The organism is Paraburkholderia sp. (assembly GCF_035501035.1).
Taxonomy (GTDB): domain Bacteria; phylum Pseudomonadota; class Gammaproteobacteria; order Burkholderiales; family Burkholderiaceae; genus Paraburkholderia.
The window spans coordinates 1-14440 of the sequence record NZ_DATJWR010000300.1; the positions used below are offsets into that span (position 1 = coordinate 1).

13 protein-coding genes and 1 pseudogene are annotated in these 14440 nt (G+C 66.3%); 1 reads left to right on the plus strand and 13 read right to left on the minus strand.

Annotated features, from left to right (window positions below; translation table 11 throughout):
• From VMJ11_RS22085 to VMJ11_RS22110, 6 genes and pseudogenes are all read right to left on the minus strand, one after another.
• Positions 1–186: pseudogene (locus VMJ11_RS22085) on the minus strand (EmrB/QacA family drug resistance transporter); the annotation flags it as partial.
• Positions 187–250: 64 nt separating this feature from the next.
• A complete protein-coding gene (locus VMJ11_RS22090; RefSeq protein ID WP_325621763.1) occupies positions 251–1330 on the minus strand; it encodes an HlyD family secretion protein in 1080 nt (359 codons plus the stop codon).
• An 81-nt stretch (positions 1331–1411) separates the two neighbouring features.
• Positions 1412–1882, minus strand: coding sequence for a MarR family winged helix-turn-helix transcriptional regulator (locus VMJ11_RS22095; RefSeq protein WP_325621765.1), 471 nt, complete (start codon positions 1880–1882; stop codon positions 1412–1414).
• Between the two features lie 93 nt (positions 1883–1975).
• Positions 1976–2905 (minus strand): LysR family transcriptional regulator, encoded by a 930-nt coding sequence (locus tag VMJ11_RS22100; protein ID WP_325621767.1) that lies wholly within the window; start codon positions 2903–2905, stop codon positions 1976–1978.
• Positions 2906–2935: 30 nt separating this feature from the next.
• Positions 2936–3307, minus strand: coding sequence for an ArsR family transcriptional regulator (locus VMJ11_RS22105; RefSeq protein ID WP_325621769.1), 372 nt, complete (start codon positions 3305–3307; stop codon positions 2936–2938).
• Between the two features lie 11 nt (positions 3308–3318).
• Positions 3319–4809: a PLP-dependent aminotransferase family protein gene (locus VMJ11_RS22110; RefSeq protein ID WP_325621771.1), complete on the minus strand. Its 1491-nt coding sequence runs from the start codon at positions 4807–4809 to the stop codon at positions 3319–3321.
• 182 nt (positions 4810–4991) lie between these two features.
• Here VMJ11_RS22110 and VMJ11_RS22115 point away from each other — a divergent pair, with 182 nt between their 5' ends.
• The gene (locus tag VMJ11_RS22115) at positions 4992–7331 is read left to right on the plus strand and encodes an FdhF/YdeP family oxidoreductase (RefSeq protein WP_325621772.1); all 2340 of its coding nucleotides are present in this window, start codon (positions 4992–4994) and stop codon (positions 7329–7331) included.
• Between the two features lie 16 nt (positions 7332–7347).
• Here VMJ11_RS22115 and VMJ11_RS22120 read toward each other — a convergent pair whose 3' ends face one another.
• The 7 genes from VMJ11_RS22120 to VMJ11_RS22150 form a co-directional block, all read right to left on the minus strand.
• A complete protein-coding gene (locus VMJ11_RS22120; protein WP_325621774.1) occupies positions 7348–8304 on the minus strand; it encodes a phosphotransferase family protein in 957 nt (318 codons plus the stop codon).
• A gap of 182 nt (positions 8305–8486) precedes the next feature.
• Positions 8487–8852: a response regulator gene (locus VMJ11_RS22125; protein ID WP_028209901.1), complete on the minus strand. Its 366-nt coding sequence runs from the start codon at positions 8850–8852 to the stop codon at positions 8487–8489.
• A gap of 40 nt (positions 8853–8892) precedes the next feature.
• Positions 8893–9882 (minus strand): chemotaxis protein CheX, encoded by a 990-nt coding sequence (locus VMJ11_RS22130; RefSeq protein ID WP_325621776.1) that lies wholly within the window; start codon positions 9880–9882, stop codon positions 8893–8895.
• Positions 9883–9936: 54 nt separating this feature from the next.
• The gene (locus VMJ11_RS22135) at positions 9937–10470 is read right to left on the minus strand and encodes a hypothetical protein (RefSeq protein ID WP_325621778.1); all 534 of its coding nucleotides are present in this window, start codon (positions 10468–10470) and stop codon (positions 9937–9939) included.
• Complete coding sequence (locus tag VMJ11_RS22140) at positions 10467–11228, minus strand: methyl-accepting chemotaxis protein (RefSeq protein WP_414694450.1); 762 nt, start codon at positions 11226–11228, stop codon at positions 10467–10469. The genes VMJ11_RS22135 and VMJ11_RS22140 overlap by 4 nt, the downstream gene beginning before the upstream one ends.
• Before the next feature lie 3 nt (positions 11229–11231).
• Positions 11232–13601 carry a HAMP domain-containing protein gene (locus tag VMJ11_RS22145; protein ID WP_325621779.1) on the minus strand — a complete coding sequence of 790 codons (2370 nt, stop codon included), beginning with the start codon at positions 13599–13601 and terminating at the stop codon, positions 11232–11234.
• 218 nt (positions 13602–13819) lie between these two features.
• Complete coding sequence (locus tag VMJ11_RS22150) at positions 13820–14362, minus strand: GNAT family N-acetyltransferase (protein WP_325621781.1); 543 nt, start codon at positions 14360–14362, stop codon at positions 13820–13822.
• Positions 14363–14440: the final 78 nt, after the last annotated feature.

Here is a 14440-nt window from a genome sequence, read left to right on the forward strand (position 1 = left end):
GCCCGACATCGGAATCACCATGATCTCGGCGATCAGGTAGGCCGTCTGCACCCACGAGAGCTCGTCCTGGCTCGCGGAAAGACCGCCGCCGATGTCGCGCAGCGAGGAAGCGACGATCTGGATGTCGAGCGTGGCCATGAAAAAGCCGATGCACATCAGCGCGAATGCGAACGCGCGTTGCGCCATCGGCTGCAGATGCGGAGCGAGATGCGCTTCGGCGCTTGAGGTGGCGTTCATCGCGGTGGCTCCTTCAGTCCGCGTCGGCGAGATGGACCTTCACGGTCGCGGAGAGGCCCGGCCGCAGGGCGCCTTCCATGCCCTTGGGCACATCCAGACGAATGCGCACCGGCACGCGCTGCACGATCTTCGTGAAGTTGCCCGTGGCGTTCTCGGGCGGCAGCACGCTGAAGGTCGCGCCCGTGGCGGGCGCGAGGCTCTCCACGGTGCCGCGCAGCGTGCCGCTCGCGGCGTCGAGCGTGACGTCGGCGCGGTCGCCCGCGTGCATCTTCTTCAACTGGTCTTCCTTGAAGTTGGCATCCACCCACAAGCCCGTGGCCGGCACCACGGTGAGGAGCGGCGCACCCACGTTAGCCAGCGTGCCCACGCGCGCCGTGCGATTGCCGATGTAGCCGTCCACGGGTGCCGTCAGCGTCGTGTATTCGACGTTCAATTGCGCGAGACGCTGGTTCGCCGCAGCGGTGGCGACACGCGCCTGCGCGTCGTTGATCTGCGCGGCGAGCACGTCCAGCTGGCGCTGCGCGGCCAGCACCGCCGCGCCGCTTTGCGCGACCGACGCCTGGGCTTTCGCGTAATCCGCGTCCGCGCGCTCGACGAGCTGGTTCGACACCGCGTCGTCCTTCACCAGCTCGCGGTAGCGCGTCTCATCCCGGCCGCTGCGCGTGAGCTCGGCGTTCGAGGCCCGCACCTGCGCCTGGTTCTGGTTGATCACCGCCTCCTGCAACGTGCGGCGCGCCTGCAGTTCCTCGACCGCGGCGCGCGCGCCCTGAAGTTCGGCATTCGCCTGGGCGAGCTTCGCGTCGTAGTCGCGCGAGTCGAGCCGCAGCAGCACTTGCCCGGCTTTCACGCGCTGGTTGTCCTGCACGGGAATGTCGGAGACGAAGCCGCTCACGCGCGGCGCCATGACGGTGACGTTGCCGCCCACGTAGGCGTCGTCGGTGGTCTCGACGAAGCGCAGCACGAAGAACCAGTAGCCGGCGGCCGCAGCCAGCACGAGCGCGACAGCGCCGAGTGCGAGGCGCATGCGCGATATGCGCTTGCGCTCGCTGGCTTGCACCGGCTCGCCCGCAACAGGAGTGGAAGGACTCGACATGATGTTTACCTGTGCATATGCACTACTCAAGATGAAAAAAACGCCGCGACAGGGCAAAGCGCGACGCAACCCGCAAAAAAACTAGACAGCCCGTGTGATCCGGAACAACTCGCGGCGCAGCCACGCCGCGCGCTGCGCCCCGAAGCGGCGCTCGAATTCGTCCTGCGCCGCGCGCCAATGCACGTGCGCCGCATGCAGCCGCGCGCGGCCTTCCCGCGTGAGCGCGAGGCGCCGGCGGCGCTCGTCGCCGTGCTGCGCGTCGGCGATCAGGGCGCCGCGCAGGAGCGGCCGCAAGGCCCGTACGAGCGTCGTGCGCTCCATCACCATCGAGCGCGCAAGCTCCGCCATCGTGAGGCTCGACGCCCGGCCGAGCGCACCGAGAATGCTGAACTGCGTGGGCGTGAGCCCGGCCGCGCTCAGGTGGCGCTCGTAAAGCTGCGACAGGTGCCGCGCGGCCTGGCGCACGGCAAAACAGTCGTCGTGCTCGGGAGACTGGTCGGAATTCGGCGCCGGGTTCTGCTCGACACCCGCTGGTTCGGCTTCGATGTGCATATGCACAGATTAGCTGGCAAGCGGGCCCCGATCAAGACGCAAGCGCGACAGTAGATTATGGACGCGCCGACAACAATCCCCTTCTTGCGCGTTTCACCCGACAGCCAATGTAGCGGGCGCTTCATGCGTCACGCCGTCGAAGAACGTGGTGGCGTGGTCGATGAACGCGCGCACCTTCGCGGGCAGCAGCGTGCGCGTGGTGTACGCAAGGCGGATCTCGATCTGCATGTCGACGATCGGGTAGTCATCGAGCAGGGTCACGAGTGTACCCGCCTTGAGTTCGTCGCGCACGAGCGCAGTGGGCAGTATGCCGATGCCGAAGCCTTCAAGCACCATCGCACGGTTGAACTCGGGGTTGTTGGAGGCGATCTCGTGGTGCAGCGGCACCACGATTTCCTCGGCGCCCACGCGAAAGGCAAGCGAAGGCTTGCGCATAGAGGGCGGCATCGGCACGAACGCGTGCGCGGCGAGATCGGCGGGATGCTTCGGCGTGGAATGCGCCGCGAGATAGGCGGGCGTCGTGACGAGCGCGAGCGGAATGCGCTCGAGCAGGCGCGTGACGGTCGAGTCGTTGTTCAGCATGAACGGCAGCACGAGGCCCAGGTCGTAGCCGTCCGCGATGAGGTCGACGGGGCGCTCGGTGAGGATCACGTCGAGCGTCACCTTGGGGTGCGCGCGCTTGAAGCTGGCAATGAGCGGCACGAGCCGGTTGACGGTCGCCGTGGTGTGCGCGACGAGGCGCAGCACGCCGTTGGCTTCGCGCGTTTGATCGGTGGCGGCGGCCTCCAGGGCGTCGAGGTCGTCGAGCACCCGGCAGCAGCCCTCGTAGAAACGCTCGGCCGCCTCGGTGAGCGACACCGCACGCGTGCTGCGATGAAAGAGCCGGTTGCCGAGGCGCTTTTCGAGCCGCGCGATCGCCCGCGAAACGACGGGCGTGGTCAGGCTGTGCATGTCCGCTGCGCGCGTGAAGCTGCGCGCCTCGACGACGGAGCGGAAGATCCGCAGGCTGTCGATGTAGTCCATGGTCGTTCGCGTCAATGAGGTTCGCGTAGCTTAAAGGGTTTCGGGCGTCCCCGTGCCGAATACCTCGGCGCAGAAGGTGCGCCCTTCGTCGGACAGACTCGCCGTGCCGGTGCCGTTCTCGGACTGGGTCGTCACGACGAGGCCGCTGTCCACGAGCGCCGTCAATTGTCTGCGCAATGCGCTCATCGGCACGCCGGCCTGCTTCGAGAGCTTCGCGAGCGACCAGGCGCGCGCCGGCCGCTCGCGCGATTCAAGCGATTCAAGCGATTCGTGCGATTCGCGAGCTTCGCGGGCTTCGCACTCCGCGCGCCAAAGCTGTTCGAGCACGGCCACCAGCGCCGGGTCGACGCCTTCGCCGGCTGCGTCATCATCATCGTCGTCGCGGTTTTCATCTGCGTTCATCGTCTGTCTCCTCATGCCATCGTCGCGACCAGTTCGCCGAGCGTCTTCAGCGCGGCTTCGGTCTGCGCGGTCCATGGGTAGCTGTAGTTCAGCCGGATGTAGTGGTGGTACTCGTTGCGCATCGAGAACATGTAGCCAGGCCCGATGGTGATGCCCTGCGCGAGCGCCGCCTGGTAGAGCCGCATCGAATCGACGCGCGGCGGCAGCTCCACCCACAGCACGTAGCCGCCCTGCGGCTCCGAGGTGCGCGTGCCCACCGGAAAGAAGCGCTCGACCATCGCGCGCATGAGCCGCGCCTGCTGGCGATAGAAGCGCCGCACGCGGCGCAGGTGCCGATCGTAGCCATCGTGGCGCAGATAGTCCGCAAGCGCGACCTGGGGCACCGAGGGCGTGGTGAGCGTATTGAGGAACTTGAGCTTCTCGACCTGCGCGCGATAACGCCCCGGCAGCGCCCAACCGATGCGGTACGACGCCGAAAGGCTCTTCGAAAACGACGCGCAATGCAGCACGAGACCACGCGTGTCGAACTGCTTGAGCGTGGAGGGCCGCGTTTGCCCGAAATACAGCTCCTGATAGACGTCGTTTTCGATCAACGGCAGGTCGTGCGCCTCGGCGAGCGCGACGAGCCGCGCCTTGTGCGCGTCGGGCATGCGAAAACCGAGCGGATTCTGGAAGTTCGGCATCACCATGCAGGCGGCCACCTTCTGGCGCGCGAGTACGCGCGCGAGGGCGTCGAGGTCGATGCCCGTATGCGCGTGCGTGCTCACTTCGATGGCGCGCATGCCGAGGCGCTCGATGGCGTGCAGCATCGCGTAGTAGGTGGGCGACTCCACGGCCACCGTGTCGCCCGGCTTCGCCACGGCCTGCAGGCTCAGGTTGATCGCCTCGGTCGCGCCCACGGTGATGACGATCTCTTCGGGATCGACGCTGACGCCGTTCTCCGCGTAGCGCCGCGCGATCTGGCGGATCAGCTCGGGGTTGCCGGGCGGCAGGTCGTCGATCAGGCTCCAGCTCGCGTGGCGGCGTGCGATCGCGTTAGCGTACTGGTTGATGCGCCGCCAGGGGAAGAGGGCCGGGTCCGGGTACGGCGAGCCGAGCGGCACCGCGTCCTGCGCGCCGATGCTGCGCAGCGTGGCGAGCACGAGGCGGCTCACGTCGACATTGGCCGCGACCGGCTGCTTCGGCGCACTCGCGCGGCGCGGCTTGCCGGCGGACGCTGACTGCGCGCCCGGCTTGCCTTGCGTGCGCGCAGCGTCGTTCGCGCCGTTCGCGCCGCCTGCGTCGCGCGCGCCCGCGCGCGCTCGCACGAAGTACCCCGACTGCGGCCGCGACTCGATCACGCTGCGGCTCTCCAACAGCGCATACGCGTGCAGCACCGTCTTGATGCTCACGCCGTACTGCTGGCTCGCGCGCCGCACCGAGAGGACGCGCTCGCCGGGACCGAACACGCCGCGCCGCACGGCGGCTTCGATATCGTCGGCGAGTTGCTCGTAGCGGGTCACGTAAAAGGAAGGCGAAAGGAGAAATGCCGCGGCGGCGGATCGATTCCGCCAAGTCTATGACAAAACGCCGCAACTGTACCCCTTGCCTTTCAGTTTTTCTGTGATCTCCGGGAGCACAGGAACACAGTAGCCTTGGCTCATCGGGGCGAACCGCCCACGCCAGATGAAAAGCCAACCGCATCATGAAGAAGCCGCAAGGTCGCATCGAGCCGTATCATCACCCCGCCGCCGGCTGGGGTGCGCTCAAACAGGTCGCCATCAACCTCATCAAGGAAAAGGTGACGGGCGGCAACTACCGCACGCTGCTCAAGCAGAACCAGCCCGACGGCTTCGACTGCCCCGGCTGCGCGTGGCCCGACCGCGAGCACGCCTCGACCTTCGAGTTCTGCGAGAACGGCGTGAAGGCCGTGGCGGCGGAGGCGACCAGCAAGCGTGTGACGCCGCAGTTCTTCGAGGCGCACACCGTGAGCGAGCTGATGGCGCAATCGGACTACGAGCTCGAACAGCACGGCCGCCTCACCGATCCGCTCGTCTACGACGCGACGCAGGATCGCTACGTGCCGATCGAATGGAACGACGCGTTCAGGCTGATCGCGAAGCACCTGAACGCGCTGGACGACCCGAACCGCGCCGCGTTCTACACCTCGGGACGCGCGAGCAACGAAGCCGCGTTCCTCTACCAGCTGTTCGTGCGCATGTACGGCACGAACAACTTCCCCGACTGCTCGAACATGTGCCACGAGGCCACGAGCCGCGGGTTGCCGGGCACGGTGGGCATCGGCAAGGGCACGGTCACGCTCGACGACTTCGAGCACGCCGACACCCTGCTGATCTTCGGCCAGAACCCGGCGACGAACCATCCGCGCATGCTCGGCGAGCTGCGCGAATGCGCGAAGCGCGGCGCGACCATCGTCTCGATCAATCCGCTCAAGGAGCGCGGCCTCGAGCGTTTCGCGAGCCCGCAGCACACGCTCGACATGCTCTCGCCTGTCGGCGTGCAGATCAGCTCCGTGTTTATCCGCCCGCGCGTGGGCGGCGACTTCGCACTCCTGAAGGGCGTGGCCAAGCGCGTGATCGACCTCGATGACGAAGCGCTCGCCACCGGCACGGAGCGCGTGCTCGACGTCGATTTCATCGCCGGGCATTGCGTGGGCTTCGAGGCTTTCGCCGCCGACCTGCGCGCCGAATCGTGGGACACGATCCTGGCCGAAGCGGGCGTGCCGATGGAGGACGTGCTCAAGCTCGCCGATATCTACGTGAAAGGTCGCGCCGTCATCGCGACCTGGGGCATGGGGCTCACGCAGCACAAGAATTCGTTGGCGACGATCCAGTTGCTCTCCAACCTCATGATGATGCGCGGGAACATTGGCCGGCGCGGCGCGGGCCTGTGCCCTGTGCGCGGCCACTCGAACGTGCAGGGCGACCGCACTGTGGGTATCGAGGAAAAGCCCACGCAGGCGTTTCTGGACCGCCTCGGCAAGGCCTTCGACTTCGAACCGCCGCGCGAGCACGGATACGACGTGGTCGAAACGATCCACGCCATGCTGGAAGGGCGCGTGAAGGTGTTCATTGGCCTAGGCGGCAACTTCTCTATCGCCACGCCCGACACGCCGCGCACGTGGGAAGCGATGCGCGCGTGCGCGCTCACGGTGCACGTGACGACGAAGCTCAACCGCAGCCATCTGGTGCACGGCCGCGACGCGCTGATCCTGCCCACGCTCGGCCGCACCGAAATCGACTTGCAGAATGGCGTACCGCAGGGCGTGAGCGTCGAGGACTCGATGAGCATGGTCCACATTTCATACGGCATGAACCGGCCCGCTTCCCCGAACCTGCTTTCGGAGATCGCGATCGTCGCGCGCATGGCGCACGCCACGCTCGGCAGCGCGAAGGTGGACTGGCTTGGCCTCGCCGCCGACTACGCAAAGATTCGCGACGGCATCGAGCAGGTGTTCGACGGATTCGAGAACTACAACGAGCGCCTGAAGCATCCGGGCGGCTTCCACCTGGGCGTCGCCTCGCGCGAGCGCGTATGGAAGACGCCCAGCGGCAAGGCGCAGTTCGTCGTGCATGCCATCGCGCTCGACACGCCGATCCACCGCGCGCGCGCCGAACACGGCAAGCGTCTCATGACGCTCATGACGACACGCTCACACGATCAGTACAACACAACGATATACGGTCTCGACGACCGCTATCGTGGTGTATATGGCCTGCGCCGCGTCCTGTTCGCGAACCGCGAGGACATGACGATGCTCGGCTTCGAGCCTGGCCAGCATGTGGACATCACGAGCGTGTGGGATGACGGCATCAAGCGCCACGTCGAGGACTTCCTGCTCGTGGAATACGACATTCCGCGCGGCTGCCTCGGCGCGTACTACCCCGAGACGAATCCGCTCGTGCCGCTCTCCTCAGTCGCCGATGGCGCGGGCACGCCCACGTCGAAGTCGATTCCGGTGCTGTTGAGCCCGGCAAGATCGACGGCGGATAACGGCGCGGGTGAAGCGGCCATCGCGGCCTGAGTGCGCGCGTCGCGGCTCAGCGTCCCTCCGCTACGTTCAGGAACTGGTTCAGAATCGGCACGAGCCAGCGCACGCGCGCCGCGTTGCCCTGCTCCAGCGCTAGCGTCAGAAAGCCGATGATCCACAGGCACGCATAGAAACCCGTCGCGCGCCGCTGCACGCCCTCCGGCGACCAGTGGTGCAACAGCGCTCTCGCGTAGGCGCGGCCATGTTCGCCCACCTCGCTATCGATATGCGCGAGCGTCGCGCCCAGCACAAGCAGCGGATCGCCATAGCAAACCGTATCGAGGTCGATCAGGCCGCTCAGTTCGCCGTTGTCCACCAGCACGTTCTTGATGGTGAGGTCGTCGAGGAAGCAGACCGGGCGCAGCGTGTCGAAATAGTCCTCCAGCGAAGCCCGCGCAAGGCCGAGGCGCGCGCGAAAGCGTTCGAGCGGCGTGGCGTCCACGCGCGCGAGCATCTCGGCGAGCTGCGCCTGCGGTATGGGCGCACCAAAGATTTCGGTCCAGCGCGCCTGGGGTGCGCGCTCGCCGATCGCAGCCCAGCCGAAGCCGCCTTCCGGTGGCGCTGGCAGCCGCTCCGTCACACGGCGCTGGAACGCGGTCACCGCCTCCGCAATCCGTTCGGACTGCGTATCGCTGAGTGTCGAAAAGGCATAGTAGATATCGCGGCCAGGCAGCCAGTCGAGCACCACGAACTCCCCGCCCGAGGGCGTAACGCCCTGCGCGAGCACTGCCTGCACCGGCAAGCCGAGGCCGCGCAGCGTGGCGAGATTCGAGCGGGTATGCGAGAACGTTTGCGCTTGCGGGCTCACGCGCACCGCCAGAGAGCGTCCCCCGGCCATGCGCGCGCGGTACACCGCGTTGCCGCTATGCGCGAGCACCTGTCGTTCCAGCCCCTGCGGCTGCTCGCCCAGCGCTTGCGCCACGCACTGCGCGATCGCCGCTTCGTCATTGCCATCCCGCTCGCCCATCGCGCCGCCCGCTTCACCCGTTGAGCGGCGTATTCAAGCAGGGTGGTGCGCGTGCGACAACGGCGCACTATTGGACTTTATTAGCGCTGTAACGCACCGTGCAGCGCAGACGGCGTTGCGCCATCGTCGCTGTAACAGATCGTAAGCGGGGGAAATATTTCGAAGGCAAGATCGCGCCGGCTCTAGCCCGCCAGCTTTCGAAACGTTTCGAGAACGGCTTCGCCCTTGAAAGGCTTCACGATCCAGCCGCGCACACCCGCCGCCTTGCCGCGCTCCTTCATTGCGGGGCTGCTCTCGGTGGTCAGCATCACGACGTTTACGGCCGTATTCGCAAGCTCGCTGCGGATCTTCTCGACCATCGTGAGGCCGTCCATGTTCGGCATGTTCACGTCGCTCACCACGAGCTTCACGCCGGGGTTCGAGCGCAGCTTCGCGAGGCCGTCCTTGCCGTCCACCGCCGTGTCCACGTCCAGACCGTTCTTGCGCAGAAAGCCCGCCACTTCGTCGCGCACCGTGCTCGAATCGTCCACCACCAGAATTTTCGCCATGTTGTCCTTGTCCTTCGCGCCATGTGCGGCGCGTCCTTGATCAAAATAATTCGAGTTCGCCGCTCGCCTGTTCTTCTTCTTCGGCGGCGGCTGCGGCCTGTGCGGCCGTCTCGTCGAACCCTTCGCGCGACCAGCCGAGGCTGAACACGAAACGCTGGTCGATGACCACCTCGCGGCCCGTGTCCGCGCACGTGAGCCGGTACTTGATGCACAGTTGCGGATTGTCGGAGCCAAACGACAGATAACGCCGCCGATGGTTGATGAGCAGCGGCACCTGCACCTGCGCGCGTCCCCAACCCGCTTCGCCGGCCGCGCGCGCGTTGCCCAGATAGCGATTGCGGAACGCGCCCCACACGAGATTCGTGAGCTCCGCCAGCACGCCGTTCACGTCACGAAAGTCGCTGGCCTCGTCGCGACCCGCGCGCGGCGGCAGCAACTCGATCAGCGGCGCCTCTTCGGTCTGCATGAGGAGCCAGCCACGGCACCACGCGGTCTCGATCGGAATCAGCGTGAGCACTTCGCCGAAGAGGATGCGGTCGCGCACGATGCCCGGCGTGTCCCAGTTCACCTCCAGTTGGGGAAAGAGCCCGCGCAGGCGCCCGAGTGTCATGTCGGTGATGCCGTCCACGAGCGGGTCCGGATAGTCGTGCGAGAACACGTTCGCACCGAGCGCCGCGAGCAGCGATTGCTCGTCGCCTTCCAGCCAGCTCGCGCAAGGCACGCGACGCAAGGGCTCGGGCAGATCGCCGCCGCTCTCGTGTGCTGCGCGCCGCAGCACGACAGGCAGTTCGGGACGCTCCGCTTCGAGCGCCACCGCCACGGCCGCCGCGGCTTCGCGCGAACCGCCGAAGTCCTCGCCCAGCAGCACGCCTCCCAGATCGTAGTGCGCCTTCAGCGCCGCCGAAAGCGCTTCGCGCCGCACCGGCACGCACGCGCAATCATGCGCGGCGCCGATTTGCGCAATCGCATCGGCGCGCGCCGTATTGCTTTCCAGCAGCAACAGCTTGCTGACTGGCTTGTTCGCGTTCATGTTTCCCTTCTCTGCTTTCGCCTGCCTGATTTCATACCCACGCGCCATGCGCGCTCAAAACAATTCGAGTTCGCCCGCGCTGTCGTGCGCCTCGATGGCCGCGAGGCTCGCGACGAAATCCAGCGGCGTTTGCGTGCACACGCATAGCGTCGCGCCGATCCGCACTTCCCGATCGATCGTAATCGCGTAGGACTGCACAGAATCCGGCTTCAATTCACGCAGATACGGCAGGCATCCACTGCTGAGCGCATAGGGTGTCGACATGCCCAGATCGGGGAAATGCTCGACCAGTTGCTGGTTCATCGCGCCACAGCACAGGTTGCCGAACTCCATGAAGCATTCGGTGAGCGTGCGTGCCGCATCGCCCACGTAGTAGCGCCGCGTGCGCTCGTCGTCTTCGAAGTGCAGGAGCAGCAGCAGGCGGAACTGCATCGACGAGATCGTCAGCACGACCAGGTGCTCGCCCTGTGCGGCCACGCCCGGGCGCGGCGCGATATCACAGGCATGCTGCTGGTCGGTCACGAGCCGCGTGCGCGCGGCCGCGAAGAAAATGCGCTCGATACTGTCCTTCGCATGCGTGCCGATCATGCGTGCGCCCCGCTGCGCGCCGCTTCGAGCTGGGTGTGCAACTGGTTCGACGCGGACTCGACGCTCGCGAGCGACGCCGCGATCATCTTGCCGCCTGCCTGAATGTCCTGAAACGTCGCGGCCGTGATGAGGTCGTTGCGGTTCAGACTGTCGCGATAGCTCTTCGAGAGCTCCTGCGAGCGCGTGGCGAGCGCACGCACCTCGCCCGCCACGATCGAGAACCCGCGCCCCGCCGCGCCCGCGCGCGCCGCTTCGATCGAGGCGTTCAGCGAGACGATCAGCACGTGGCTCACGATCGACGACAGCTCCTGGTTCTTCTGGTGCATGTCGTGGTTCTGCGCCATCAGCGAGATCATCTGCTCGTGCCAGCGCTCGAACGTCGAGGACATCAGCTTCAGCCGCGAGGCCTCGCTCGCGATGCGCGCGGCATGATGCATGGCGTCGTCGCGGTGGGCGCGTTCGCTCGCGAGCGCCGCTTCGAGCGCATCCGCCACCAACTTGCGCTGCGCGAGTTCGGCGCGCAGCGATTCGACCTGCGCGACGAGCGCCTCATGTTCGTGCGCGGCCTCCTCCTGCTGCGCCACGTGGCGCGCTTGCGCCTGTGCGAGCGCGGCGGCGTGCGTCGCGCCCTGCACGCGCGCTGCCTCTTGCGCCTGCGCTTGCGCGTGCCTGCGCCACGCGACGGCCGCGCCTGCTGCCAGCGCGGCAAGCGCCGTGCCTTCGATCAAGTACGGTAAGACCACTGCCACCCCCGCCATGCGCTAGCTTGCCAGCGCTTCCTCTAGTTTTGCCTGCGCTGCTTCCACCGTTTGCACCGCCCACTGCAGCGGCAGGCGCACGATGGTCTGGAAGTGCCGGTAGTCGGCGCCCTGGCGCTCGTCGGTGAAACGCAGCTCGATTGCGCCGCCCTCGCGTTCGAGGAAGTCGCGCACCGCGTCCATGCCCACGCCGCGCCCCGACACTTCGGTCACGTTCGTTGCCGTCGAAAAGCCCGGGCGGAAGATGAACGAGGCGATCGTCTCGTCGCTGGCCGCTTCATGCGCTTCGAGCCAGCCGCGCTCGACCGCGATGCCGCGAATGCGCGCGAGCGCGAGACCGCGGCCGTCGTCGGCAAGCGTCATCTGCATTGCGCCGTTGCGCACGTTCACTTCGATGTCGATATGCCCGGCTTCGTCCTTGCCCTGCGCGCGGCGTTGCGCCGGCATTTCAATGCCGTGATCGAGCGAATTGCGCAGCAAGTGCATGAACACATTCTTCACGGTGCCGACGGCCTCGCTGCGCAGACGGCACCCGTTGTCCACGATATGCACGGCCGGCTCGACCTTGCCGAGTTCCTGGGCGAGCGAAGGCAGCGACCCGATCACGCCTGCGAGCGCGTCGGCCACGCGCTCGGTGCCGATCAGGCGCAGCGTGCTGCGCAGTTCGGCACGCATCGCGCGCAGCGCCTGCAGATCGCTGTCGTCGGTTCGATCGATGATGCGCAGCGTCTCTTCGATCGCCTCGCGCCCGACGGTGAGGCGTGCGTCCGTGTTCTGCGCGCCGGCCGAACGCGGACCACGCCCGAGGCTCACCTCGTTGATGCTCGAATAGTGCTCTAGCGCGGCCTTCACGCGTTCGAGATCGGCGATCAGCGCCTGTTGGTCCCACGTGTGGCTCGCGTCTTCGCGGCGCAGCGCGTCGTAGCGCTGCTCGACCTCGTGCACGACACCCGTGAGATGCTGCAGGCTATACGTGCGGGCGTTGCCCTTGATCGTGTGCATGTTGCGGAACAGCGCGGCAATCGCGCCCGTGTCCGCGCAATCGTGCTGGCGAATGATGTGCTCGTTCTCGTGGATGAAGCCCGTCGAGCTCTCGACGAAGTGCTGGAACTTCTCTTCGCTCACCGCGAGAATTTCGCCGATCATCTCGAGGCGGCGCTTCTGCTCGCCGGCCTCGGCCGCAAGCTCGCGCAGCTCCGTCACGTCGCGCACGCAGAGCATGAGGCGCACGACCACGTCGTTCTCGTCGGTGATCGCCGACCAGCTGAGGTCGAGCACCTTCGCGCGGCCATCGGGCGGCGTGCGCGTGATTTCGTTCACGAGCAGATGCTGGTTGAACGCGAAGTTCACGTCGTCCTCGCCAAGGCAGGCGTGCACGGCGGCGTCGATCTGCGCGAGCGTGTCGGCGTCGAGATCGGTATGCGAGAACACGAGGTCCATGAGCGGACGGCCCGCGATCTCGTTCGTTTCGAAGATCGCCTCGAGATACGCCGAGTATTCGCTGTGGATCGTCGCGCCTTCCACCACCGTGAGAATACCCTGCTGCATGTTCTGCAACATCGCCTGAATGTCGGCGGTCTTGCGCTTGAGCTGCGCGGAGCTGAGCTGGATCTTCTCGATCATGCCGTTGAAGGCAACGATCGAATGTCCGATCTCGTCCATGCGGCCCACCGGCACGCGGCGCGTGAAGTCCTGGTTCGACGCGATCTCGCTCATCATGGCCTGCATGCGCGAGAGCGGGCGCGTGATCTGGCGGTACAGCAGCGTTCCGATCAGCGTGAGCAGCAGCACCGCGCCGCCCGTCACGGCGGCAATGGCGCTCGTGGTGGTGTCGAGCGTGTCGTTGAGCGTGCGGATCGCATCGTCTTTCTGGCGGTTCTTTTCCACGCGCATGGTCGTGACGATGCCTTCGAGTTCGTCGCGGTACTGCGCGACATTCGCGAAGAGATTGGCCTGTGCAAGCTCGTTCTTGCCGCTCGCCTTCATCGTCGCGGTGTCGTCGATCGCGGAGAAGTAGTTCGCGAGGCTTTCCTGCGCCTGCGCGACGAGACCTTCCTGGGCGTGGCTCGCGGCGCCTATGCGCTGCACGTCGAGTGCGGCGCGCAGCGCGGCTTCCTTCTCCTTCAGCTCGGTTTGCGCGAGCGAGGCGACGGTGGCGTCGGGCGCGTAGACGAGCGTCATGGTGGCGAGCTGCACGTCCTTCACGAGCGCGACGAGGTCGGACGATGCGAGCGCGCTCGGCACGACGCCCTGGGTGACCTGACGAACTTCGGTGGCGCTGCGGCGGGCCTGATAGGCCGCGTAGCCGCCAATGGCGGTCAACGCGACGAACATCAGGACTATGAGTAGCGTGATGCGGTGACGAATGGTCATGTCGAAATCCCCGGGCCTGCCGCGTGCCGGTCGCGCTATGGCTGCGCGACTCGTGACACTGAGGCCAATTTATTCGCGGTGGATTATCGACGCTCAGGTATGACGAAATGATGAAGATGTGCGATTTGCCTTGGCTTCACGCGATCTGGCGAGGCCAGGCATCACTGAAATCGGCGACCGGCTGCCGGTGCGCGCGAGGTAAGACTTGGGGCGATCCTTTAGTCGGGCACGGCGGGGTTGTCGAGGAAGAGCACCATGAGTTCGTCGTCGGCGTACTCGCCGTCGATGCAAAGGCCGCGCGGTTCGACGCCATACCGCACGAAGCCGAACGAACGATAGAGCGCCTGCGCCCGTGGATTCTTCACGCTCACCACGAGTTGCACCTGCACAAGGCCCAGCGTGCGCGCGTGAGCGACCGCACTTTCGAGCAGCTGCCGAGCGAGACCCGCACCTCGATAGGCCGGATTGACGAATACGCCCCAGATGAGGGCCTTGTGCGCGAGCTTGCGGCGCGGCTCGCGTGCGAGCCCCGTTATGCCGACGAGCTTGTCGCCATCGAATGCGCCGAACACGATCTGATACTCGGTGGCGCGCACGCGCGCTTCGGTCTCTACGCGCGTGCAACGCGCTTCCTCCTCATAAGTCGGCACGATGCCCGCGGGATAGTTTTCAGCCGCCTGCAGGCGCATGGCGTGAAAGGCGTCGGCATCTCGCTCGTTCAATGGGCGGATTTTTGGGTTTGTTGGGTTCGTTTTGTTCATTTGCAGTGCCTGGCAATAAGGAAGGATCGGCAGCGTTCGTCATGCAAGAGTAGCACGGCCTCCGTCAGGTTGCCGCCT

Excerpts from the sequence above, each read along its gene's own strand:
- VMJ11_RS22095 (WP_325621765.1), bottom strand. The coding sequence starts at position 1,882 with ATGCACATCGAAGCCGAACCAGCGGGTGTCGAGCAGAACCCGGCGCCG.
- VMJ11_RS22105 (WP_325621769.1), bottom strand. The coding sequence starts at position 3,307 with ATGAACGCAGATGAAAACCGCGACGACGATGATGATGACGCAGCCGGC.
- VMJ11_RS22100 (WP_325621767.1), bottom strand. The coding sequence starts at position 2,905 with ATGGACTACATCGACAGCCTGCGGATCTTCCGCTCCGTCGTCGAGGCG.
- VMJ11_RS22130 (WP_325621776.1), bottom strand. The coding sequence starts at position 9,882 with ATGAACGCGAACAAGCCAGTCAGCAAGCTGTTGCTGCTGGAAAGCAAT.
- VMJ11_RS22125 (WP_028209901.1), bottom strand. The coding sequence starts at position 8,852 with ATGGCGAAAATTCTGGTGGTGGACGATTCGAGCACGGTGCGCGACGAA.
- VMJ11_RS22120 (WP_325621774.1), bottom strand. The coding sequence starts at position 8,304 with ATGGGCGAGCGGGATGGCAATGACGAAGCGGCGATCGCGCAGTGCGTG.
- VMJ11_RS22115 (WP_325621772.1), top strand. The coding sequence starts at position 4,992 with ATGAAGAAGCCGCAAGGTCGCATCGAGCCGTATCATCACCCCGCCGCC.
- VMJ11_RS22145 (WP_325621779.1), bottom strand. The coding sequence starts at position 13,601 with ATGACCATTCGTCACCGCATCACGCTACTCATAGTCCTGATGTTCGTC.
- VMJ11_RS22140 (WP_414694450.1), bottom strand. The coding sequence starts at position 11,228 with ATGGCGGGGGTGGCAGTGGTCTTACCGTACTTGATCGAAGGCACGGCG.
- VMJ11_RS22135 (WP_325621778.1), bottom strand. The coding sequence starts at position 10,470 with ATGATCGGCACGCATGCGAAGGACAGTATCGAGCGCATTTTCTTCGCG.
- VMJ11_RS22150 (WP_325621781.1), bottom strand. The coding sequence starts at position 14,362 with ATGAACAAAACGAACCCAACAAACCCAAAAATCCGCCCATTGAACGAG.
- VMJ11_RS22090 (WP_325621763.1), bottom strand. The coding sequence starts at position 1,330 with ATGTCGAGTCCTTCCACTCCTGTTGCGGGCGAGCCGGTGCAAGCCAGC.